13 protein-coding genes are annotated in these 23,388 nt (G+C 58.6%); 6 read left to right on the forward strand and 7 right to left on the reverse strand.

The genetic code is table 11. From position 1 onward, the window contains the following. The first annotated feature begins 414 nt into the window (after positions 1-414). From O9Z63_RS12250 to O9Z63_RS12265, 4 genes are all read left to right on the forward strand, one after another. Positions 415-3,534: a SusC/RagA family TonB-linked outer membrane protein gene (locus tag O9Z63_RS12250; protein ID WP_270125512.1), complete on the forward strand. Its 3,120-nt coding sequence runs from the start codon at positions 415-417 to the stop codon at positions 3,532-3,534. 33 nt (positions 3,535-3,567) lie between these two features. Beyond that, positions 3,568-5,061: a SusD/RagB family nutrient-binding outer membrane lipoprotein gene (locus O9Z63_RS12255; RefSeq protein WP_270125513.1), complete on the forward strand. Its 1,494-nt coding sequence runs from the start codon at positions 3,568-3,570 to the stop codon at positions 5,059-5,061. A 426-nt stretch (positions 5,062-5,487) separates the two neighbouring features. Beyond that, positions 5,488-8,589 carry a SusC/RagA family TonB-linked outer membrane protein gene (locus tag O9Z63_RS12260; protein ID WP_270125514.1) on the forward strand — a complete coding sequence of 1,034 codons (3,102 nt, stop codon included), beginning with the start codon at positions 5,488-5,490 and terminating at the stop codon, positions 8,587-8,589. Positions 8,590-8,616: 27 nt separating this feature from the next. Continuing rightward, the gene (locus O9Z63_RS12265; RefSeq protein ID WP_270125515.1) at positions 8,617-9,984 is read left to right on the forward strand and encodes a RagB/SusD family nutrient uptake outer membrane protein; all 1,368 of its coding nucleotides are present in this window, start codon (positions 8,617-8,619) and stop codon (positions 9,982-9,984) included. A 76-nt stretch (positions 9,985-10,060) separates the two neighbouring features. Here the strand turns inward: O9Z63_RS12265 and O9Z63_RS12270 are convergent, their stop codons facing one another. The 4 genes from O9Z63_RS12270 to lon all read right to left on the reverse strand — a co-directional run bounded on the left by O9Z63_RS12270 (position 10,061) and on the right by lon (position 16,276). Next, the gene (locus O9Z63_RS12270) at positions 10,061-10,798 is read right to left on the reverse strand and encodes an SDR family NAD(P)-dependent oxidoreductase (protein WP_270125516.1); all 738 of its coding nucleotides are present in this window, start codon (positions 10,796-10,798) and stop codon (positions 10,061-10,063) included. Positions 10,799-10,935: 137 nt separating this feature from the next. Then, positions 10,936-12,345, reverse strand: a complete 1,410-nt coding sequence (hslU, locus tag O9Z63_RS12275) for an ATP-dependent protease ATPase subunit HslU (RefSeq protein WP_270125517.1) — start codon at positions 12,343-12,345, stop codon at positions 10,936-10,938. Between the two features lie 110 nt (positions 12,346-12,455). Beyond that, positions 12,456-13,523 carry a type IX secretion system protein PorQ gene (gene porQ / locus O9Z63_RS12280; RefSeq protein WP_270125518.1) on the reverse strand — a complete coding sequence of 356 codons (1,068 nt, stop codon included), beginning with the start codon at positions 13,521-13,523 and terminating at the stop codon, positions 12,456-12,458. A 251-nt stretch (positions 13,524-13,774) separates the two neighbouring features. After that, on the reverse strand, positions 13,775-16,276 hold the full coding sequence (gene lon / locus O9Z63_RS12285) for an endopeptidase La (RefSeq protein ID WP_270125519.1): 2,502 nt from the start codon (positions 16,274-16,276) through the stop codon (positions 13,775-13,777). Between the two features lie 262 nt (positions 16,277-16,538). On the opposite strand from lon, the gene O9Z63_RS12290 reads away from it, so the two are divergent. Continuing rightward, the gene (locus tag O9Z63_RS12290) at positions 16,539-18,530 is read left to right on the forward strand and encodes an OmpA family protein (protein ID WP_270125520.1); all 1,992 of its coding nucleotides are present in this window, start codon (positions 16,539-16,541) and stop codon (positions 18,528-18,530) included. 211 nt (positions 18,531-18,741) lie between these two features. Here O9Z63_RS12290 and O9Z63_RS12295 read toward each other — a convergent pair whose 3' ends face one another. After that, a complete protein-coding gene (locus O9Z63_RS12295; RefSeq protein WP_270125521.1) occupies positions 18,742-19,242 on the reverse strand; it encodes a DUF6702 family protein in 501 nt (166 codons plus the stop codon). Between the two features lie 231 nt (positions 19,243-19,473). On the opposite strand from O9Z63_RS12295, the gene O9Z63_RS12300 reads away from it, so the two are divergent. Beyond that, on the forward strand, positions 19,474-21,210 hold the full coding sequence (locus O9Z63_RS12300) for a hypothetical protein (protein WP_270125522.1): 1,737 nt from the start codon (positions 19,474-19,476) through the stop codon (positions 21,208-21,210). Between the two features lie 139 nt (positions 21,211-21,349). On the opposite strand, the gene O9Z63_RS12305 is transcribed toward O9Z63_RS12300, so the two are convergent. Both O9Z63_RS12305 and rseP read right to left on the reverse strand, forming a co-directional pair. Further along, on the reverse strand, positions 21,350-21,856 hold the full coding sequence (locus O9Z63_RS12305) for a cupin domain-containing protein (protein ID WP_270125523.1): 507 nt from the start codon (positions 21,854-21,856) through the stop codon (positions 21,350-21,352). 181 nt (positions 21,857-22,037) lie between these two features. Continuing rightward, a complete protein-coding gene (gene rseP, locus O9Z63_RS12310; RefSeq protein WP_044016538.1) occupies positions 22,038-23,384 on the reverse strand; it encodes an RIP metalloprotease RseP in 1,347 nt (448 codons plus the stop codon). Between the last annotated feature and the right edge of the window lie 4 nt (positions 23,385-23,388).

Below are 23,388 nucleotides of genomic sequence, written 5' to 3' on the forward strand. Positions count from 1 at the left end.
CTGCTCTCAACTTGCGCTAGAATGCTAAGCTGTCTGCGACTTCTGTATCGTAGAATGGGTGCAGTAGCCGGAAAACAGTGGCGGCCCTTGACATGCCCCCTGCGACGAGAGCAGGCTAGGGTTGACCACCCAATTGTACTGCGGCGGCTTCTGTGCTATCTACGCTACTACACTATGAAGAGCTCTTTTACTAACAATCTAGATAATTGAATAATGCACCATTGCTTTTCGGTTACCCCTGCTTTACTATCCGGTTATCAAATATTATTGGCTTTATTGCCGGAAGTCTTGGCAAGGTTGTAAGTTTAGCTTCCTAACGCTCGGACTCTGTAGATTATACCGGGTTTCTCGTTTTGCTTATCAGCCCTTTTTTCACTCACCCATTTTTCACCCTTTATGCAAAAAGCTTTACTCATGAGCACTTTGCTCATGGCCTCCGCATTCCAGGAGGTAGCGGCGCAGAACCGCAGTATTTCCGGCCGGGTAACTGACCGCCAGACTGGCGAGGGTCTGCCAGGTGTAACGGTACTTTTGAAAGGCACGTCCAATGGCGTGTCTACCAACTCAGACGGTACCTTCGCGTTGTCTAACGTGCCCGCAACCGGCGGCACGCTGGTTATCAGCTCGATTGGCTTCATTAGCATTGAGCGCCCGATTGGCACCGACAGCCAGATCAACGTGGGCCTAGCTACTGACTCCAAGCAGCTGAGCGAAGTAGTGGTAACGGCCTTCGGTATCGAGCGTCAGACCAAAGAGCTTACCTACAGTGTACAGCAGGTAGAAGGCAAAAACCTGGTACAAGCCGGCCAGCCTAACGTTACCAACGCCTTGCAGGGCCGGGTAGCAGGTGTAACCGTGCGTCAGTCGAGTGGGATGCCTGGCTCGTCGTCGCAGATTACCATCCGTGGCAGCCGCTTCCTGACCGGCAACAACCAGCCGCTGTACGTAGTGGACGGTTTGCCTATTGAAAGCAATGCCGACTTTGGCGGGGGTGTTTCCGGTACCGACGCTTCGAGCCGGGCCCTCGACATCAACCCCAACGACATCGAGAGCATCTCGGTGCTGAAAGGCGGGGCTGCTTCGGCCCTTTATGGTAACCGCGCCAATAACGGCGTAGTGGTTATCACCACCAAGCGTGGCAAAGGCCTCGATAAGCCGGCTCAACTGAGCTACAGCACCGACTATTCCTGGGATACCCCTTCCGTGCTGCCGGAGCTGCAAAGCAAGTATGCACAGGGCAGCGCCGGTACTTTCAGCCCCAATACGTCCCTCTCCTGGGGCCCACTGCTGACGGACCTCAATCCTGCTGTGCTCGACAACGGCGGCAAGCCGCTGGTACCGGGCAAAGTGTATGACAACGTAGAACCCTTCTTCCGGACCGGCCACACGGCCAACCACTCGGTGGGCCTGGCAGGCAATGGCAGCTACGGCAACTACGCCGTAGGCCTGGGCTATACCAACCAGGAAGGTATTGTGCCCACCACGGGCATGAAGCGCTACACTGGCAAAATCAGCGGTGACTTCAAGGTTACGCCTAAGCTGACCGTTGGTGCTTCGCTGAACTACTCCAACATCGACATCGACAAAATTGCTGGTGGCTCGAACACGTCGAACCCCCTGTTCACCACGTACTTCGCACCGCGCAGCTACGACCTGTGGGGCATTCCGTTCGAAAACGCCAGCAATCCGTTCCTGCAGATTCACTACCGGGCTGCTATTGATAACCCACGCTGGTCGCTGAAGCACAACTACTTCAACGAGCGCACCAACCGGGTATTCGGTAACGTCAACTCGGCGTACAAATTCACCGACTGGCTGTCGCTCAACTACCGTATTGGCGTTGACCAGTACACCACCGACGGCAAGGAAGTATACGACCTGGGATCGGGCTTCACCGGCGGCCGCACGGCTATTCCAAGCGGGGGCCAGGTAAACGACTATTCCGTTATCCAGAGCCAGGTTAACTCCAACGTCAACCTGTCGTTCAACAAGAACCTGACGGAAGACATCAACCTGAACCTGCTGGTTGGTAACGAATTCTACAACATCAGCAACCGGTTCCAGAGCATGCTGGGCCAGGGCATCACCATCGGTGGCCTGCGCAACATCGGCTCTACCATCACGCAGACGACCAGCGAAACTCTCGACCGTAAGCGCACGGTCGGCTTCTACGGCAACATGATTGCGTCGTGGAAGGACATGATTTTCCTGAATGCCTCCGGCCGCCAGGATTATATCTCCAACCTGGAGCGTGACAACCGCAAAATCTTCTATCCTTCGGCTGGTCTCGGCTTCGTGATTACGGAAGCCATTTCGGTTCCACAGAACATTCTGAGCTTTGCTAAGGTGCGCGCTTCGTACGCCGAAACCGCGCAGGCTCCTGGCGACGCTTATGCGACTCGCACGGTGTTCAACCGCGGTGGCGCCGGTAGTGGCTTCCTCAGCGACGGTATCAACTTCCCCTTCAATGGGCAGGGTGGTCTCACGCAGAGCGACATTCTGCGCTCCCCGGATCTGCGCCCGATCAACATCAAGGTTTCAGAAGTGGGCGCTGATCTGCGCTTCCTCAACAACCGTCTGACCTTCGACTACACCTACTTCAAATCGGTGGCATCGGATCAGATCTTCTCCGTACCGATGGCTCCATCGGCCGGCTACACTTCGCGCTTCATCAATGCCGGCGACCTGCAGACTACCGGCAACGAGTTGACCGTAGGCGTAACGCCCTTCCAGAGCACGGATGGCTTCAACTGGAACATTACGGCTAACTACACCTCGTACCGGAACCGGGTGAAAGAGTTGTCGGATGGTGTAGACAACATCTTCATTGGGGGCTTCGTGACGCCAAACGTGCGCGCGCAGGCCAACAACCTCTACCCCGTGCTGTTCGGGTCGCGCTACAAGCGTAGCCCCAGCGGCGACATCGTGGTGGACGACGACGGCTACCCCGTTGCTGACGAGGAAAACGGCGTAATCGGCCAGGTTCAGCCAAAGTATGAGCTGGGCGTTACCAACAATTTCAGCTTTAAGGGCCTCGCCCTGCTGGTACAGGTTGACATGCGTCGGGGAGCTCAGATGTACGGTGGCAATACGCGCCTGGCCAAGCTGTATGGCATGGACAAGGAAACCGAGGACCGCGAGTCGGACTACGTTTTCTCGGGTGTGAAGGAAGTGCGCGATGCCAACAACAACGTGACTGGCTATACGCCTAACACGACGGCTATCAAGCGCGACCAAGTATACTGGTCGCAGGTACTGGACGGTATTTCGGAGTCGAACGTGTACAGCACCGACTTTGTGCGTCTGCGCGAAGTATCGCTGTCATATACACTGCCCACTTCGCTGGTTAGCAAGACCGGCGTATTCAGCAACATTGCCATTTCGGCAATCGGCCGCAACCTGTTCCTGATTACGGACTACCCCAACTTCGACCCGGAAACCAGTGTGGGCGGTGCCTCCAACTTCCAGGGTCTGGAATATGTATCGCTGCCGCAACTGCGCTCCTATGGCGCATCGCTGCGTGTTACGTTCTAATTTCCTTCACTCTACTTGCGCATTTCCTGTCATATGAGACATTCTAAACTGACTCCTTATCTGATGATGATGGGCCTGGTTTTCGGAACCAACGCCTGCTCCGACGATAAGCTGGACGAAATAAATACCAACCCCAACAGCCCAGTGGATGCTCCGCTGGCGCTGCTCATGCCCCAGGTAGCGGTTGATGCTGCCTTCGGCATCTCGGGCACCGACTTAGCCTGGTACTCTTCTATCTTCGTAGAGCATACAGCTGGGGTTCATGCCCAGTTCGAGTCGGCTGATAAGCGCGCCAATGCTTCTTTCAATGCAACGGCCACGTCCAATAACTGGGACGACATCTATGCCACCGAGCTGCAGGATCTGGATCTGATGATTTCGCGGGGTTCTACTGGTGGTGCCGAAGCCGATTCGTGGCGTTATGTGGGCATTGCCAAAGTGCTCAAGGCTTACGTGATGAGCGTGACCACGGACCTGTTTGGCCGGGTGCCTTACTCGGAGGCCAACAAAGGTGCTGCCAACCTGAAGCCCACCTACGACACGCAGCAAAGCATTTACACCAGCCTGAATGCGCTGCTCGATGAGGCCATTGTGGATCTGGACAAGCCTTCGGCAAAAACGCCAGGCTCTGCCGACTTCTACTACAACGGCGACGCAGCTAAGTGGAAAAAGGCAGCATATGCACTGAAAGTGCGGCTGGCCAACCACTTGAGCAAGCGCGACCCTGCCGGGTCGGCGGCTGCGGTGCTGGCAGCCCTGCCAAACGCCTTTGCCTCTTCGGCCGACAACCTGTCGTTCACGAAGTACACCTCGACGGCTATCGGGGAAAACCCCTGGTTCCAGGAAGAGAATGACCGTAGCCACTTCGCCGTGAGCACGACGTTCTTCAACATCCTGCGCAACACCACAGCCGCCACCGACGCCAACCCAGCCGACAACGATCCACGCATCCCGTTTCTCATTGATCCGGTAGGCCGCGTGGCTACGGCCGCCCGGGTAGGTGCCCCCAACGGCACCGCCATCAACGACCAGGGCCGCACCCGTTATTCGCGCGCCTCGGTTAACCTGGTTAACGCCACGGCCGTGCAGCCGATGCTGACGTACTCGGAGCTGAAGTTCATTGAGGCCGAAGCCCGTCTGCGCACCGGCGACCGGACCGGCGCCTATGCGGCCTATGTGACGGCAGTCAATGCTGATCTGAGCATCAAGGGGGGTACTGATTTCCTTAGCACCAGCACCAGCGCTACTTCGCTGGAGTTCCGCAACCGGGTGTTCGTAGGAGCTACTAACCTGACCCTGCGCGACATTATCACCCAGAAGTACATCTCCTTCTTCGTGTATCAGTCGATCGAGGCCTACAACGACTATCGTCGTACGGGTTTCCCAACGCTCAACAATCCCCGCAACTCGGTATTCTTCCCTCGTCGGTTCCCGTATCCACAGAGCGAGCTGGATACGAATGCCGAAAACGTACCTACTACTGCCATCGGCAATGGGGTATGGTGGGATGATGGTTCGGAAGACTAATCCATTCCTGCTGTGCTAACAGCAAAGGGGGCCAGATACATTCTGACCCCCTTTTTTTGTACTAAGCCAACTAGCCCGATCAAATATTATCAGTTTCACAAATAAGTCTTAAAAAACGATTAAAATATTAATATAAAGCGCATATACGCCCAATATCCTTTATATAACCCCCAAATATGTAGTTACACACATCTCAACATTACATATTACAAACTACCAAATATGACTTTTCTTTGGTCGACAACAAAAGTATTGTGGGACATAGCCGATTCGTGGTTGCTTCACTACCAGCGAATATTCTCTCATTATTTTGGAATTGACAATCCGGTTGTAAATTCGGACTTCGGAGGTTGGCAATGTGGTTGTAATACGCATTTCTTACCTACTTTTTCATAGGCTCACATTCTCACTTTTTCAACACACCTCATGCAAAAAACCTTACTCGTGGGCACCTTGCTCATGGCCTCCGCTTTTCAGGAGGTAGCTGCCCAGAACCGGAGTATCTCCGGTCGGGTGACTGATCGTCAGACTGGCGAAGGACTGCCAGGCGTGACCGTACTGCTCAAAGGCACAACCAATGGTGTGTCTACCAATTCAGATGGCACCTTCTCGCTGAACAACGTGCCCGCTACTGGCGGCACGCTGGTTATCAGCTCCGTTGGCTTCGTGGGCCTTGAGCGTACGATCGGCACCGATAACACCATCAACATCGGGCTTGCTACCGACACCAAAGCACTGAGCGAGGTAGTAGTAGTAGGCTACGGCGAGCAGTCTAAAACCCTGGTAACCGGCTCTGTATCGCAGGTGCAGGCCAAAGAATTTGCCAGCCAACCGATATCCAGCGTTGAGCAGGTACTGCAAGGCCGGGCATCCGGTGTGCAGGTGACGTCCAACTCCGGTACGCCCGGCGGTGGTATCAGCGTGCGGATCCGGGGCAACAACTCCATTTCGGCCAGCAGCGACCCGCTGTATGTAGTGGATGGTGTACCCGTGAACAGCGGCAACTACTCCAACGTGGGCGTAGGTAACCAGCAGCTCAATGCGCTGGCAGACCTTAACCCCAACGATATTGCTTCTATCGAGGTGCTGAAAGATGCCTCCGCAGCGGCTATCTACGGCTCGCGCGGTGCCAACGGCGTAGTACTCGTAACGACGAAGCGTGGGCAGAGCGGCAAAACCAAAATCACGCTCGACGCCTACGCTGGCGTGCAGCAGACCTGGAACCGTCTGGATGTGCTTGACGGCCAGCAAGCGCAGGATCTGATTAACGAGTCGCGCGTGAACGTGGGGGGTGCTCCACGCTACGTTACGGCCAACCCGAACCCTGCTTCTCAGCAGCTCTTCACAGGCGCTAGCACCAACTGGCAGGACGAAATTTTCCGGGATGCCCGCATCCAGAACTATACGCTCTCGGCTTCGGGCGGCGATACGAAGACCCGCTTCCTCATCTCAGGCACCTACTTCGATCAGGAAGGCATCATTCTGGGCTCGGGTTATACTCGGGGCAGCGGCCGCTTCAACCTCGACCACCAAGTGTCGGATAAGTTCAAAGTAGGACTGAGCCTTACCGGCAGCCGCTCGTTGAGCAACCGCATCAACAACGACAACAATATCTACGGGGTATTGAGCACGGCGCTGCTTCTGGGCTCGCAGTTTCCGGTGCGCAACGCCGATGGCACTTTTGGCCGCGACCCATTCAACTCAGTTGAAAACCCAGTTGCTGCTGCTACCCTCCCCACGTTCCTGGCCCGCAACAACCGGGCTATTGGTTCGCTGTACGGTGACTACCAACTGGCTAAAGGCCTGCGTCTGCGCTCCTCCATCGGTGGTGACTACCTCAACTTGAAAGAGGATGTGTACATTCCGAGCACCGCTCTGCAGGCTGTTGGCAGCAATGGTTCCGGCCAGGCAAACAGCCGCTACGATGTGGGCTGGATCAACGAGAACACGTTGAGCTATGACAAGCAGTTTGGCGACCACTCTCTGACGCTGCTGTTGGGCCAAAGCGCGCAGCGCTCCGTGCAGCAGGGTATCATCACGCAGGTATCGGGCTTCGCGACCAACAAAATCACCCAGCTTTCGGCTGGCTCAGTGAAAACTGAAGCGGCTTCGGATGAAACCCTCTGGACGCTGCTTTCCTTCTTCGGCCGCGTTAACTACAACTACCAGGGCAAGTACATCTTCTCGGGCTCGTTGCGCCGTGATGGATCGTCGCGCTTCGGTGTAGACAACAAATACGGTTATTTCCCGGCTGCCTCGGTGGGATGGCGTGTTTCGGAAGAATCCTTCCTGAAAGACAATAATGTAGTTAGCGAGCTGAAACTGCGTGCTGGCTACGGTGTGGTAGGCAACTTTGAAATCGGCAACTTCGCTTCCCGTAACCTGTTTGGCGTTGGTGCCACCAACTTCGCTAACTACAACGCCGTGGCAGGCTTTGCCCCCACTCAGTTGGGTGTAAATGACCTCGGATGGGAGCAGTCCTCGGAATTCACCGTCGGAGCTGACTTGGGCTTGCTAGAGAATCGGATTCTGGTGTCTGCCAACGCATTCAAGCGCAAAGCAAACGACCTGCTGCTAAACCGTCAGCTGCCACTCACCTCGGGCTTCGGCACTGTAACCCAGAACATTGGTGACCTGGAAAACAAAGGTCTGGAATTTGACTTAACTACCCAGAACGTGAAGAATGAGTCGTTCAGCTGGTCGACCAACCTGAACGTGTCCATCATTCGCAACGAGGTGACGCGTCTGGTAAACAACGCGCCTTTCCTGGCCGGCTTCGCCAGCCGTGTTGAGGTAGGCCAGCCGCTGGGTAGCTTCTATGGCTACGTGGTAGACCGCATCTACCAGACTCAGGAAGAAATTAACACCGACATCGCCAACGCCCGGACCAAGACCGGTAACCCTGCCGCCCTGTACCAAGGCACGAGCGCGGCTACTACGCCTCGCCCCGGCGACATTCGCTTCGTTGACCTGAACGGTGACGGCTTGGTTACTGCGCTGGACCAGAAAATCATCGGCTCGGCACAACCAAAGTTCTTCGGCGGTATCACCAACACGCTGAACTTTAAAGGCATTGACCTGAGCTTCTTCTTCCAGTTCACCAAAGGCAACAAAATTTATAACAACACCCGCGCCTTCGGTGAGGGTATGAATGGTCAGTTTGGCCAGCTTGCCTCTACCCTGGACCGCTGGACGCCAACAAACCCCAGCACTACCATGCCACGTGCAGCTGCTGGCGACCCCAACAACAACCGTCGGACTTCGGACCGTTGGCTGGAAGATGGCTCTTACCTGCGCCTGAAAACGGCTACGCTGGGCTACAATCTGCCTACCACCTGGATTGCTCCTCTGCGTCTGCAGTCGGCTCGCATCTACGTAGCTGGCCAGAACCTGCTCACGTTCACGAAATATTCAGGCCTGGAGCCTGAGGTAAACACCTTCAGCGGTTCCAACACCTCGCTGGGTACCGACTTCCTGACGTTCCCACAGGCTCGGGTATATCAGGTAGGTGTTAACATCGGCCTGTAATTTCCACTTCGCAACAGCTTCACTTTCATGAATATTCGTTCTAAATTTTCTACGCTGGCAGTTCTGGGGCTGCTGAGTCTGGGAGCCAGCAGCTGCTCCGACTTCCTGACCCCGGAGCCACGTAACTCGGTAGACCGCACGCAGGTATTCACCGACCTCGAAGGTGCGCGTGCTGCCCTGAACGGCACTTACGGCAACCTGCTGAGCGCAAACAACGCTGGTCTGCGCGTGCCCATTTTCGCGGACCTGCTGGCTGATAACTTGGCGCACATTGGTACCTTCCCTACGTTTGCCCAACTTAAGAACCGCGCTATTCTGCCTGACAACACGGAGGTGACCAACATGTGGTCGTCACTGTATTCGACGGTAAACCGCGCCAACAACGTTATTGCCTATACGCCGGCCGTCACGGGTACCACCGACGCAGTGAAAAGCCAGATCGTAGGCGAAGCTTTGTTTGTGCGAGCTTTGGCCTACTTCTATCTGGTAAACTACTGGGGAGATGTGCCGCTGGTTGTAACGCCAACTACTACGCCGGATAACACGCTGTTTGTAGCGCGCAACCCTAAAGCTGCTGTCTACGACCAGATGGTAGCCGATTTGACGGCTGCCGAGGCGGCACTCCCGACCACGGGTGGTCCGGCCCGCGCTACGCGCTTGGCTGCTACGGCTCTCAAGGCCCGTATCGCCCTGTACCGCCAGCAGTATTCTGAGGCTTCCCGCCTGTCTGATCTGGTACTGGCCGGCAGCTACACGCTCAACCCAAGCTACCGTACGGCAGTAGCCTCCGAAAACCCCGCTGAGTCGATCTTCGAGGTACAGTTCGACGCGCAAAACCAGAGCTCTTATGCTTTCTTTATGCTGCCTACCGCCAATGGTGGCCGCAATGAGATGAGCCCTACCGGTACTGGTTCCACGCTGCCCACTTCCTACGAAACCGGTGACCAGCGTCGGGATGCTACTATTTCCAATGGTACTTTCACTCTTAATGGGCGAGCCGTACCAACCGGCAACCAAGTTAAGTACACGGATCCAGGCACGGGCACGGACAACTTCAAAACCATTCGTCTGGCGGAAATTATCCTGATCAGCGCCGAGGCTAAAGCTCGTCTGAACGATGTTCCAGGCGCCATTACGGCCCTGAACCGTATTCGTACGCGGGCTGGCCTGACGGCCGTTGCTACTACCCTCACCCAAACGCAGGTACTGGACCAGATCGAGCGCGACCGTCGCTCAGAGCTGGCCCTGGAAGGCCACCGCTGGTTTGACCTGATCCGTACGGGCCGGGCGCAGGCAGTGCTCGGCATCACCGACGTAAACCGTCTGTTGTTGCCGATTCCGTTCCGCGAAACGGTGAACAACCCCAACATCACGCAAAACCCTGGCTACAACTAAGCTCATCTGGTTTGCTTAAAAAAATACCCCGGCCAATAGGTCGGGGTATTTTTTTGATATTCAATGCTAGTGGCTGCTACTGTGGCAACTCCGAAATACGCAGTACCACCGGCTCCTGTGGCCGGGCTGGTTGTTGCAGCCAGTGCACAATCGTTGCGGCTGCATCTTTCGGGTTTACCAGTTCGCCCTGCAAGTGTAACCCGGCAAACCGTTCGGCTTCACTGAACTGCTCATGGGCAGCGGCACGGATGTGCTCCTGCATGGCAGTGTCCAGCACACCGGGCGCCAGGCTGCGGATGCGGATGCCGGAGCCGCGCAGGTCCTGCTCCTTTTGCGCCACGGACGACAGGGAGTCGAGGGCAGCTTTGGAGGCGCAGTAGGCTCCCCATCCATCTACCGGGCGCTGCGCCGCACCGCTGCTGATGTTGAGGATGGTACGGGCAATGCCGGTGTGCTGCTGGTAGGTAGCCAGAAACGTGTTCATGAGCATGGCGGGAGCAATGACGTTTACATCGAACACGAATTCGAAGTGCTCGTTCGGCAGCTCGCCCATGTACTTCACCTCGCCCAGCACGCCCGCGTTGTTGATAAGCGTGATGCTGGCCGCGCCGGGGCATGGCGTGAATACTTTGAACAGGTTGTTCTGCACAGCCAGCATATCCGACAGATCCAGGGGCTGGTGGCGGTACCGCTCGTGCTGGATAGTAGCATGCCTGCATACGCCTAGCACCCGGTTGTCAGGATGCTGCAGCAATTCTTCCGCAAGTGCCTTGCCCAGGCCGCGGCTGGCGCCAGTGATGATGTAGTAGTGCATGCTGGTGATGAGGTGATGAGGTGACAGGTAAAGAAAATACGGCTGTAAACAAAAAGAAGCGGCCATGGGCCGCTTCTTTTTGTTTGGGAACCCTGCACTCTGCCACCGAAGTACATCAGCAGACAGGCGTCGCTTCCTCACAGAATATACTGGCTCAGGTCGCGGTTGCCGACCATATCCTGCAGCCGCTCGTTTACTAGGTCGCGGGTGATGAGGATGCGGGCGTTGGGACCGATGCGGTCCGGTACGTCGAACAGGATGTCGTTGAGCAGGCGGCTCATCACCGTATGCAGGCGGCGCGCCCCAATATTCTCCACCTCGGCGTTGACGTTGAAGGCAATTTCGGCGAGCTGCTCCAGGGCCTCGTCCTCGAAGGTCAGCACTACGTCCTCGGCCTGCAGCAGGGCTTCGTACTGCTTGGTGAGGGCGTTTTTGGGATCCTTCAGAATCCGGAAGAAGTCGTCTTTGGTGAGGCTTTGCAGTTCTACGCGGATGGGGAAGCGGCCCTGCAGCTCCGGAATCAGGTCAGAGGGCTTGGCGACGTGGAAGGCGCCGGCGGCAATGAACAGGATGTGGTCGGTGTTGATGATGCCATACTTGGTGCTCACGGCCGAGCCTTCCACGATGGGCAGCAGGTCGCGCTGCACACCTTCGCGGCTCACGTCGGGGCCACCGCCGCCTTTGCCGCTGCGGCTGGCTACTTTGTCAATTTCGTCGATGAAGATGATGCCGGCGTTTTCGGCGTTGCGGATAGCCTCGTCCTTCACCTCATCCATGTCTATGAGCTTGGCAGCTTCTTCATCCAGCAGAATCTTACGGGCCTCGGCAATCGTGACTTTGCGCTTGCGGGTTTTCTTGGGCATCATCGAGCCCAGCATGTCCTGCAGACCGGCCATGGAAGCCTCGTCCATGCCTGGAGCGCCGCCCAGCACGCCGATGCCGGGAGCGCCACCCTGCTGCACCTTGATGTCGATTTTACGGTCGTCCAGCTCGCCGCTGCGGATTTTCTCGCGGAACTTGTCGCGGGTGCGCTCATTCAGCTCGTAGTCCGACTCGGGCATAGCGCTGCCGTCGTGGCTACCGCCAAAGCCCACCGACGACTTGCTGCTGCCGCCACTCACGGACGGAATCAGGGCGTCCAGAATCAGGTCTTCCACAGCTTGGGCAGCCTGCACCTTCACTTCTTCCTTGCGGCGCTGCTTCACCTGGTTCACCGACTGCTCTACCAGGTCGCGCACCATGCTTTCCACGTCGCGGCCCACGTAGCCTACCTCCGTAAACTTGCTGGCTTCCACTTTGGTGAAGGGCGCATCGGCAATGGCGGCCAGGCGGCGGGCAATTTCAGTTTTGCCGACGCCCGTCGAGCCGATCATGAGGATGTTGTTGGGCACGATTTCGCGCTGCATGTCCAGCGGGGCGTGCAGGCGGCGCCAGCGGTTGCGCAGCGCAATGGCCACATGCCGCTTGGCCTCGTGCTGGCCGATGATGTACTTATCCAGCTCGGCAACTATCTGCGAAGGGGTAAGAAAAGTCTGGGAATCGAGCATAAAAGGTGTGGGGAAATAAACGTAGCGGAAATACCGTAGCGCCGCCGGAAATGTTTGCCGCGGCAGTTTCCGGAGTTCCGGCTTTGTCGTGTACCGTAGTGCGCTGGCCGCTATTGAGTTTTAACGAACAGCGAGTTCAGATTGCGGGCAACGGTGAAATAGTTGGCCGCGCCGCTGGCGTGCAGGCCGGCACGGGTGTAGTCGAGCTGAAACTGGCTGATGCGCAGCATCACGCCAAAGGAAATACCGGCGCCCCCGGCCGCGTTGTCGAGCCGCAGCTCGCGGCGCTGCAGGTGGTTGTAGCCGAGGCGCACGTTCAGGCTTTTGCCCAGCAGCAGCTCGCCACCCACGGCAAAATGCCGGGCGACTTTGTCGCCGAGCGTTTTCTTCTTTTTGACTTGCTCGCCGTTTTCGTCCAACTGGCCGCGCTGGTTGGGGTCGAGGTACACAATGTCGAGGCGCTGCAGATTGTGAGCCGTGATAGAGAACCGCAGCGGCATGTGCTCGGGCTTGATGGTGGCCCCCAGCTGCACGTCCAGCGGCATCGGCTCGCGGCCGGCCCCAGCGTAAGGCTTGAGCTGGTAGCCAGCATTCTTCACAGCCAACCCCACCGTAAAGTCCTGCTCAGGGTGCTTGAACACGGCGCCCACGTCAGCCAGCAGCCCCACTGAGTGGTTGCCACTGATGCCCGACACGGCCAGCTTGCCGGTGCCGGCCAGCGTGAACGGGCCTTGCACGTAGGCATACGTGAGGCCGGCCGCGTACTCGTTCACCGAAAATGTTCCCAATACGTTGTTGGCCGGGTCGCGCATGATCAACTCGCCGTAGTTGAGGTAGCTCAGAGTCGCGCCCCACCGCCGCCCGGCATCCACTTCTTTGGGCTTGAAAGCGTAAGCCAGGGTGCTTTGCTTGATGTCGGCCAGATAATCAACAAACGACAGGGCCAAGCGGCCATCCATTTCGGCGTTCAGCAGCGCGGGGTTGCTGAGCAGCATGGTGGGGTCGGCGTCGCGCACAGATACGTTGACGCCGCCCAGAGCGGCCGTTTTGGCGCCCGGCGGCAGGTTCAGAAACGAGAAGGTCTGCTGCCCGCCAATCTGGGCCATGGCAGGAGAAACGCCCAGCCCCAGGGCAACGGATACGGGCACTAGAATACGGCGGTGTAGCAGTCCAATCATCGGGTACCAAGATACGGCGTTTGGCAGGTAGTTGCAGGAGATAAGACGGCCAGGCCAGCGCATTTATTGTGCGCCGCAACCGGAGTTTACCGGCATCAATGCCTGTAAGCAGCGAGCCAAAGGAACGTCATGCAGAGCATAGCGAAGCAACTCGCGTGCTGACGTTGAAATAGCAATCAGACGTCAGCACGCGAGATGCTTCGCTGCGCTCTGCATGATGGCCAAGAGTCAACCAACCACCACTCCTACCCCTACTGCACCTCCACGCTGGGCGAAGGGGCTACCGGCGCTTCGTCGCGCACGACGAGTGGCATGGGGTGCGCCACCAGCTCATCGAGCAGCGCCACTCGCAGCACGTCGTCGACCCGGTCGGCGTAGTGGATAGTGAGGTCCTTGACGTACTCGGCGGGGATTTCCTCGATGTCCTTGCGGTTTTTCTGGCACAGGATAATGTCGCGGATACCGGCGCGCTTGGCGGCCAGCATCTTCTCTTTGATCCCCCCCACCGGCAGCACCTTGCCCCGTAGCGTAATTTCGCCGGTCATGGCGAGGTGGCTGCGGATTTTGCGCTGCGTGAACACCGAGGCAATGCTGGTGAAGATGGCAATACCGGCGCTGGGGCCGTCTTTGGGCACTGCCCCCTCGGGGAAGTGAATGTGCAGGTCGTATTGGTCGAAGAGGCGGTAGTCGATGCCCAACTCGTCGGCGCGGCTGCGCAGATAGCTCAGGGCCGTAATGGCCGACTCCTTCATCACGTCGCCGAGCTGGCCGCTGAGCGTGAGCTTGCCCCGCCCGCGGCTCAGCAGGCTTTCAATGAACAGAATGTCGCCGCCCACGCTGGTCCAGGCCAGGCCCGTCACTACGCCGGCAGTTTCGTTGTCCTGGTACAGGTCCCGGTCGAAGGTGGCCGCGCCGAGGATGCGGGCAATGTCCTTGGGCTCCAGCGCCGCCGGAAATTCCTCCTTCATGGCCTTGCTCTTGGCAATGTTGCGCACCACGGCCCCCAGCTTGCGCTCCAGGCTGCGCACGCCGCTCTCGCGGGTGTAGTCGTCTATCACGCGCGACAAAGCGGGCGTGGTGATGGCCACGTCTTTCGTGCTCAGGCCGTGGTCGGTGAGGAGCTTGGGCCAGAGGTGCTTTTTGGCAATCTGGGTTTTCTCTTCCAGCGTGTAGCCAGTCAGGTCGATGATTTCCATCCGGTCGCGCAAAGCGGGCTGAATGGTTTCCAGCGAGTTGGCCGTGGCAATGAACAGCACCCGGCTCAGGTCGTACTCCACCTCCAGGTAGTTGTCGGTGAAGGTGGAATTCTGCTCGGGGTCCAGCACTTCCAGCAGCGCCGAGCTGGGGTCGCCGCGGAAGTCGGAGGCCAGCTTGTCGATTTCGTCGAGCACGATGACGGGGTTGGACGCGCCGGCTTTCTTGATCTGGGCGATGATGCGGCCGGGCATGGCGCCCACGTAGGTTTTGCGGTGCCCCCGGATTTCGGCTTCGTCGCGGACGCCGCCCAGGCTCATGCGTACGTATTTGCGGCCCAGCGCCTTGGCAATAGAGCGGCCGAGGCTGGTTTTGCCCACGCCGGGCGGGCCGTAGAGGCACAGAATCGGCGCTTTCAGATCCTGCTTCAGCTTGAGCACGGCCAAGTACTCGATGATGCGCTCCTTCACCTTTTCCATGCCGTAGTGGTCGGCATCGAGGATTTTCTTGGTGCGCTTCAGGTTGAAGTTGTCCTTGGTCTGCTCGGCCCAGGGCAGATCCAGCAGAAACTCCACGTAGTTCACGCTCAATGGGTACTCGGCGGCCTGCGGATTCACGCGGCCCAGCTTGTCGAGCTCCTTGGCGAAATGCTTGGCCACGGATTCTGGCCACTGCTTGAGCTTGGCCCGCTGCCGGAACTTGTCGATTTCCTGATCCGGGCTGTCGCCGCCGCCCAGTTCGTCCTGCAGCACCTTGATCTGCTGGCGCAGGAAGTAGTCGCGCTGCTGCTGGTCGATGTCGGTGTGGACCTTGGTGTGGATTTCGTGCTTGATTTCGAGGTGCTGAATTTCTTTCAGCATCAATTCTAGCAGCATAGTGCCGCGCTCCACGCCATCGTTGATTTCCAGCAGCTTCTGCTTCTGCCCCACTTCCACGTTGATGTTGGACGAGAGAAAGTGCGTCAGAAACGACGGCGACTCGATGTTGTCGAGGGCCACCTGGGCTTCCTGCGGAATCTCGGGGTTGAGCTTGAGCATCTTGGCGGCCGCGTCTTTCAACGACGCCACCAGCGCCTTCACTTCCTTGGAAGCCTTGTCAGGGAAAATCTCCGGAGCGTAGCTGACGCGGGCCGTGAGGTAGGGCGTGCTTTGCAGCTCCTCTTCAATCTGGAAGCGCGACTGGCCCTGAATGATGATGGTGGTATTGCCGTCGGGCAGCACCAGCAGCTTCAGAATCTTGGCCATGGTGCCCACCTGGTACAGGTCGGCCAGCGTGGGGTCGTCGTGCTGGTTGTTTTTCTGCGCCACCACCCCGATAATCTTGTTGCCGCGGTAGGCCTTGCGCACCAGCCGGATGCTCTTCTTGCGCGTGACGGTGACGGGCAGCACCACGCCCGGAAACAGCACCGTGTTACGCACCGGCAGCAGCGGTAGCGTTTCGGGCGACTCCTGGCCATTGAGCGGCTGGTCGGGGTCGGAGGCTACGATGGATACGATATCGGAAGAGTCGTCGGTCATCAGCAGGAAGGGCGAAGAGAAAGCAGCAGGAATAGAAGGCATATACGCGAATCGAAACAAAAGCGGCAGGCGGTGCCAGAATGACAGCACCACGGCAATCAGCCCGGGCATAAAGGCGCCTGCTACCGAAGATAGGGGTTTGACAAGCGCCGTGCCACCCCGCGGCAGACTCGCCGGGCACGCCGCGCTGGCACTTAGCCCGGCCACTCCGGCAGGCCCACCGGCCGATAGCGGGGTGTACCTGAAAATTCCTATTTTTGACGACCCGCGCCGCCCCCGGCCGGCACCGGTGTTTTATCCTGCTATGTTCCGCTCGTACCGTTCTTTTTTATTGCTGCTGTGGCTGGTAGTACTGCCGCTGGCTTCACAGGGCCAGAAGATTGCCAATGCCCGCACCCGGGTGGTCTGGTCGCGCCCCGACCCCAACCCCACGTTTCCGAACATCAACCGGATAGCGTTCTACGAAAATAAAAAAGAGCTGAAGGCTATTCAGAAAGCTGAAAAGCGCCGCCAATGGGGCCGCACCCGCGTGCTACTGGGCGAATACATCGGCAAGTTTGGCATTGAGAATTTCTACAAAAACACCCCGATGCTGTGGCGAATGGCCCAGCTTCTGGAAAAAGAAGGCGAAAAGGAGCGCGCCAAGGCCTATTACCGCCTGGCCCTCAAGCACCACCGCCAGGATGTGAAGAAGATCCAGCTCTACTACGACTCGCTGGAACAGAAGACGGCCGATTTCTACGTGCCGCTGAAGGTGTACTACGAGCTGGTGGAATACCGCAAGAACATCGTGGCCTTCCGTCCGCCCAAAGGCGTGCTCACCACCATGGGCGACGCCGTAAACTCGCCGGTGGAAGACTACGGCCCTACCCTGAACCCAGACGCCAGCATGCTGCTGTTTTCGTCGAAGCGCAAGGTGCGCGGTGGCATCAAGCAGGTGATTGATGAAGACTTGTACGTGTCGCGCAAGGACGGCGACCTGTGGACCGATGCCGAGCCACTGCCCAAGCCCATCAACTCGCCTTACAACGAGGGCTCGGCCTGCTTCACCAAAGACGGCAAAACCATCTACTTCGCCCGCTGCGAGTGCCCCAACTGCCACGGCAACTGCGACCTGTTCACGTCTACGTTTCAGGATGGGCAGTGGAGCGTGCCCAAGAGCCTGGGCTCCCAGGTGAACTCCGGCGCTTGGGACTCGCAGCCCACCCTTTCACGCGGCGAGGACACGCTGTATTTCGCCTCCGACCGGCTGGGCGGTTTCGGGCTGTCGGACATCTGGTACACCTACAAAACCAAGAACGGGCAGTGGGCTAAGGCCATGAACATGGGTCCGATTGTGAACACGCGGGAAAGCGAGGTGAGTCCTTTTTTCCACCCGCTCTACAACGTGCTGTACTTCAGCTCGCGCGGGCAGCTGCTCAACTACGGCGACTTCGACATCTACAAAACCTACCGGGTGCAGGGCCGCTGGCAGGAGCCCCGCAACATTGGGCCGCTCGTGAACGGCAAGGGTTCGGAGTACTACTTCACCATCGACAGCGAGTCGAAGAACCTGTATTACGCCCGCTCCGAGGAAAAGGAAATGAAAAACCTGGACCTCTTCTCGTTTCCGCTCCCGATGGAGGCGCAGCCGCTGGCCACCACGCACGTGGAGGGCACGCTCATGGACTCCGTCAGCCGGAAGCCGCTGGGGGGCATCGTCACGATTGTGGATACCGACAACGGAATTGAGGTAGCCGCCAAGTACCTGCGACCCGACGGCTCGTTTGACTTCGACCTGATTGACGGCTCGCACTACGTGATGATCATCCAGAGCCCCGATTTCTTCAGCTTGGAGAAGAAGTTTGAGCTGCGTGGCGACACGGTGATGAAGCTAATGACCAACTCGATTGACTACGGCCTGCCGCTGATTTTCCAGAACATCGAGTTCGACCAGGACAAGTCGCACATCCGGGCATCCATGCAGCCCATTCTGGACCGCATTGCGCTGTTCATGGTTGACCACCCGACGTTCCGCCTCAGCATCACGGGCCACACCGATTCCAAGGGCGACCCGGATTTCAACGAGCGACTCTCGCAGGAGCGGGCTGAGTCTATCCGGCGCTACATCGAAACCAAGGGCAAGCTCAAGCCCAACCGCATCGACAGTTTCGGCTACGGCTCCACCAAGCCGCTGAAGGAGGAAGTCACCGACGAAGACGCCAAAACCAACCGCCGCGTAGAGTTCCGCCTCATCCGGCCCGACGGCGAAGAAGGCAAGAAGCCCGCCGCCGATGGCGGCGGTGAATGGAAGTAGCCAACTGTAGCATAGGCTTCAGCCTGTGCCCGCCAGCGGGTGTCATTGCGAGCGGAGCGAAGCAATCCTTCCTCTCCTTGTGCTAAGCGTAAATTAAGCACAAAGCCCTCCGGCATTAGGTTACGAACCTACCGCCGGAGGGCTTTGCTGTAAGGAAAGTGTCTGCCACGAGAGGAAGGATTGCTTCGCGCTGCTCGCAATGACAGCCAGCTTACCAGTTGAACTTTTGGGTTTCCTCGCCGTCGCGGAACAGCTGGCTTTGCTTTTTGCCGCCGGCTTCCAGGTTCACGATGTTCATCTGGTCGGGAAACTGGTCGAGCAGCAGCGTGTTGCGCAGCGTGAAACCGGTGAGCGGCCGGGCGGTTTTCAGGGTGAAGTAGAGCCAGTGCGCATCCCGCTCTTTCTGCAGCCCCAAGAACTGCAGCGGCAGCGCCTCGCCCGGCCGGCCCCCGAATGCCAGCGACTTGCGCAGCAAGGCCGTGGTCAGCTGCTGCACCAGCGGCTTCGGGGTCTGGTCGAGGCTGATGGGGGCCGGCTGCCCTACCGACAGGGCCTTCTCGAAGTCGTCGGTGAAGACTTTGAGGGCCACTTCCAGCTGTTGCTTGGCCGGGTTGTAGCGCACATCCAGGATGCTGGCATGGTAGGTATGCGCCCATACCGTGAGCGAGGCCAGCAGCAGCAGCGAGAACAACAGGAGTTTACGGAACATCATAGGAAAGTAAGACAGGTACCCGGCCGGGGCGATAATCGTGCCGGGGCCGGCAGTCCGCGCAGGTGGCCCCGGGCGGCAGCCGGCGGCTACCAGACGGGTTTCGAGGAGCAGGGCTGCAAAAGTAACGCGCTTCTCTACCTTTGCGGCGGGCAAGGCGCGGCTTCACCCGGCACCTACTGCTAGGCACTGCCGCCATAAGCCTCTTTCTCGCAACATTCCAACTGACCCGATATGGCGCACAACACTCCTTCTACCTCTATTCCGGCCCAGACCATGCAGCTTGGCTCCTACCAGGCCGCTGTCGACAGCAAGCTGCAGGAATTCAACGACAAATACTTCACGGCGGGCTTCTGGCAGAAGCAGGCCGACCTGTGGGTGCAGGACGCCGACGCCCAGCAGAGCCTGCGCAGCTTCATGGGCTGGCTGCGCGTAGCCGAAACCATGCTGCCTCGAGTGGGCGAAATCCAGGACTTTGCCCGCGAGGTGAAGGCCGCCGGCTTCCGGCACGTAGTGGTGATGGGTATGGGCGGCAGCACCATGACGCCTATCGTGTTCAAGCAGGCCTTCGAGCAAAGCGCCGACGGCCTTCCGCTGTCCGTGCTCGATACCACTAACCCGGGCTCGGTGCGCGAGATTGAAGACGCCGTGCCGCTAGCCGAAACCCTGTTTGTGGTAGCCAGCAAATCGGGCACCACGGCCGAGCCCTTGGCTTTCGGCGACTACTTCTACGCCCGCCTGAAAGAGTTGAAGGGCGACAAAGCCGGCGAAAACTTCGTGGCCATCACCGACCCCGGCTCTAAATTCGTAACCCAGGCCACCGCCGAGGGCTACCGCCGCATTTTTCTGAATTTCACGGAGGTGGGCGGCCGCTTCTCGGCCCTCTCCTACTTCGGGCTGGTGCCGGCCGCGCTGTATGGCATCGACATCAAAACGCTGCTGGAGCGCGCCATTGGCATGATGCAGGCCAGTGGCTCGGAAGGCGACGTAGCCAACAACCCCGGCTTGGAGCTGGGCGTGGCGCTGGGCGTACTGGCCCAACAGGGCCGCGACAAACTCACGCTGGTGGTGCCCGCCGGCCTCTCCGACTTCGGCCTGTGGCTGGAGCAGCTTATTGCCGAAAGCACCGGCAAGGAAGACAAAGGCATCCTGCCCCTGGCCGGCGACCCGCTCAACGGCCCCGAGGTATATGGCCAGGACCGCGTGTTCGTGTACGTGGGCTACGAAAGTCAGCCGGACACCGAAAACCGCCAGAAAGTGGCCGCACTGCAGGCCGCGGGCCATCCGATCATCACCATTCTACTCCGTGATGCGCTGGACCTGGGCCAGGAGTTCTTCCGCTGGGAAGTAGCCACGGCTGTAGCCAGCGCCGTGCTGCAGCTCAACCCCTTCGACCAGCCCAACGTGCAGGCCGCCAAAACCGCCACCGATCAACTGATGAAAGTTGTGGTGGAAAAAGGCGCGCTGCCCCAGACCAGCTCCCCGGTGCTGGAGCAGGACGGCCTGGCCTACTACACCAGCGTAGCGGGCGCCACTCCCGCCGACGTATTACGCGCTTTCTTCGACCAGACCAAAGCCGGCGACTACCTCTGCATTCAGGCCTACCTGATGGAAACGCCCGCCCTGAACGCCGAGCTGGACGAGCTGCGCGCCCTGGTACAGCAGCGCAAGCACATTGCCACGGCTTCGGGCTACGGTCCGCGCTTCCTGCACTCCACCGGCCAGTACCACAAAGGCGGCCCCGACACCGGCCTGTTCCTGCAAATCACCACCGACCACGCCCAGGACCTGGCCCTGCCCGGCCGCCCGTACACGTTCGGCACGTTCCAGAACGCCCAGGCCGCTGGCGACCTGCAGGCCCTGCACGACTACCACCGCCGTACCCTGCGCGTGCACCTCGGCACCACCGGCGAAGAAGCCGGCGTAACCAAGCTGCTACAAGCCCTGCGCACGGCCCTGACGGCCGAGTAACACAGGTTTCAGTACTTCAAAAACAGAAAGAGGCTTGCCGTTTGGCAAGCCTCTTTCTGTTTCAGGTGATGTGGAAAACCAAACCAGCTTCGTCCACAAAATCCGTGAAATCCGCTAAAATCCGTGCTAATTCGTGATCCTAGCGGCCAAAGTCGTCCTGCACGCGCACGATGTCGTCTTCATCGGAAGGCTGCGCGGCGTCGGTGTGCTGCCAGATTTCGGCCAGCACGCCCCAGCCGCTCAGGCCCACGAGGCGGTGCCGCTCGCCTTGGCGCAACGTAATCGTTTCGCCGGGCTGGTAGGTTTTCAGCTGCCCTTCCTCATCGGTGCTGCTCGTGACCACGCCCACCGGCCCCTGCACCACGCGCCAGATTTCGGCGCGGCGGTGGTGGTACTGCCACGACAGGCGCTTCTCAGGCTCCACCAGCAGGATTTTAGGGCTCAGCCTGCCGGAAATGCGCAGCGTATCCACCGACAGGCTATCAAAATAGGCGTCAGCAAACCGCTGGGCCTGGTTTTCATCTATTACGAAAAATCCTCCCCACGGCCGGGCCCTGTCTTGCTTATCGATAGTAAAACCTTGCTGCAATAATTTCTGCTCGGTGTGCTGAAACAACTGCGTTTTTTGCTCTTCGAGGGTACTCATCAAGAAAAGGAAAACGGGGAACGGTAGCGGGAATTTCAGCAAGAAAGCAAAACGCCTGACAACAGTATGTACAAAGACAAACTATCGTCAGGCGTTTTTCGAAGTCACTCGAACTGCCAGACCGCTTCTATCTGGATAACAGCATATATCTCAGCGGCAAGCTAACAGTTCCAGAAGCAACTTAAATCCCGATTTTCTTCAGGATGGGGTTGATGATAAGCACGAAGGCCATAAGCGTCAGCAGCATCATCATGCCTACTTTCTGGGCATTCTCCATGAACCGGTCGGAAGGCTTGCGGCCAGCTACCATTTCGTAGAGCAAGAACACCACATGGCCACCGTCGAGGGCCGGGATGGGCAGCAGGTTCATGAAGGCCAGCACCATCGAGAGCATACCGGTCATGGTCCAGAACCAGACCCAGTCCCAGGTGGGTCCGTACTGCTGGGCAATTTCCCAAGGGCCGCCCACCGACTTGCGGAACGAAGCCTCGCCCTTGAAGATCTTGCCGAAGGCCGTAATCTGGTTGGTGATGACGCCAAAGGCCTTTTTGGTGCCCACCGGCACCGACTCGCCGAAGGAGTAGTAGCGCACCGATTCCTTGAGCAGCGACTTGGGGAAGAAGCCCAGGTGGCCTTCTTCGTCCACGGTGATGTCCAGCGTTTTCAGGGCACCGGCGCGCTCCACGGTCAGCTTCACGGGCTTGCCGGCGCGGGCTAGCAGGTCTTTCTGAAACTCGGGGAAGAACTCCACCTTCTTGTTGTCGAGCTGCACGATCCGGTCGTTGGGGAGCAGGCCGCCCACGGCGGCGGGGCTGCCGGAATTCACCCGGTCCACGGCAAACGGGTTGCGGGGCATCACAAACCGCTCGGGGCCCTGGTCGGAGAGGCGGTCCAGGAAGTTGGCCGGCACGGGCACGTCAACCAGCTGGCCCTGGCGCTCCACGGTGTAGAACGAGTTGGAGCCCATCATCACGTCAGGGCTGTACACGTCGTTGAACTCGGTGAAGGGGCGGCCGTTGATTTTCACGATTTTGTCGCCGGCGCGGAAGCCCATTTCCTCGCCCAGCTTGCTGGGCAGGATGCCGTAGCGCACCTCGGAAGCCGGCAGGTACGTATCGCCCTGCGAGTAAGTGAGCAGCGTGAAGATGAGGACGCCGGTGATGACATTCATGATGATGCCGCCCAGCATCACAATCAGGCGCTGCCAGGCGGGCTTGGCCCGGAACTCGTTGGGCTGAGGCTCGGCGGCGAGGCTGTCGGCGTCCTGCGTTTCGTCGATCATGCCGTGGATGGCCACATAGCCGCCCAGCGGAAACCAGCCGATGCCATACTCCGTTTCGCCGATTTTTTTCTTCACCAACGCGAAGTTGAGCACGTTCGGCAGCGGAAAAAGGAAGTCGAAGAAGATGTAAAACTTATCGACCCGGATTTTAAAGTATTTGGCGGTTGCGAAGTGTCCGAACTCGTGCAAGCCAACCAGAATGGAAAGGCCCAGCAGCATTTGCCCGGCCATGATGAGAATTTCCAACGGA

Origin of the sequence: Hymenobacter yonginensis (assembly GCF_027625995.1) — a bacterium.
In the GTDB taxonomy this organism is placed as follows: domain Bacteria; phylum Bacteroidota; class Bacteroidia; order Cytophagales; family Hymenobacteraceae; genus Hymenobacter; species Hymenobacter yonginensis.

Coding starts and splice junctions, on each gene's coding strand:
- O9Z63_RS12250 (WP_270125512.1), top strand. CDS start 415: ATGAGCACTTTGCTCATGGCCTCCGCATTCCAGGAGGTAGCGGCGCAG.
- O9Z63_RS12255 (WP_270125513.1), top strand. CDS start 3,568: ATGAGACATTCTAAACTGACTCCTTATCTGATGATGATGGGCCTGGTT.
- O9Z63_RS12260 (WP_270125514.1), top strand. CDS start 5,488: ATGCAAAAAACCTTACTCGTGGGCACCTTGCTCATGGCCTCCGCTTTT.
- O9Z63_RS12265 (WP_270125515.1), top strand. CDS start 8,617: ATGAATATTCGTTCTAAATTTTCTACGCTGGCAGTTCTGGGGCTGCTG.
- O9Z63_RS12270 (WP_270125516.1), bottom strand. CDS start 10,798: ATGCACTACTACATCATCACTGGCGCCAGCCGCGGCCTGGGCAAGGCA.
- hslU (WP_270125517.1), bottom strand. CDS start 12,345: ATGCTCGATTCCCAGACTTTTCTTACCCCTTCGCAGATAGTTGCCGAG.
- porQ (WP_270125518.1), bottom strand. CDS start 13,523: ATGATTGGACTGCTACACCGCCGTATTCTAGTGCCCGTATCCGTTGCC.
- lon (WP_270125519.1), bottom strand. CDS start 16,276: ATGCCTTCTATTCCTGCTGCTTTCTCTTCGCCCTTCCTGCTGATGACC.
- O9Z63_RS12290 (WP_270125520.1), top strand. CDS start 16,539: ATGTTCCGCTCGTACCGTTCTTTTTTATTGCTGCTGTGGCTGGTAGTA.
- O9Z63_RS12295 (WP_270125521.1), bottom strand. CDS start 19,242: ATGATGTTCCGTAAACTCCTGTTGTTCTCGCTGCTGCTGCTGGCCTCG.
- O9Z63_RS12300 (WP_270125522.1), top strand. CDS start 19,474: ATGGCGCACAACACTCCTTCTACCTCTATTCCGGCCCAGACCATGCAG.
- O9Z63_RS12305 (WP_270125523.1), bottom strand. CDS start 21,856: ATGAGTACCCTCGAAGAGCAAAAAACGCAGTTGTTTCAGCACACCGAG.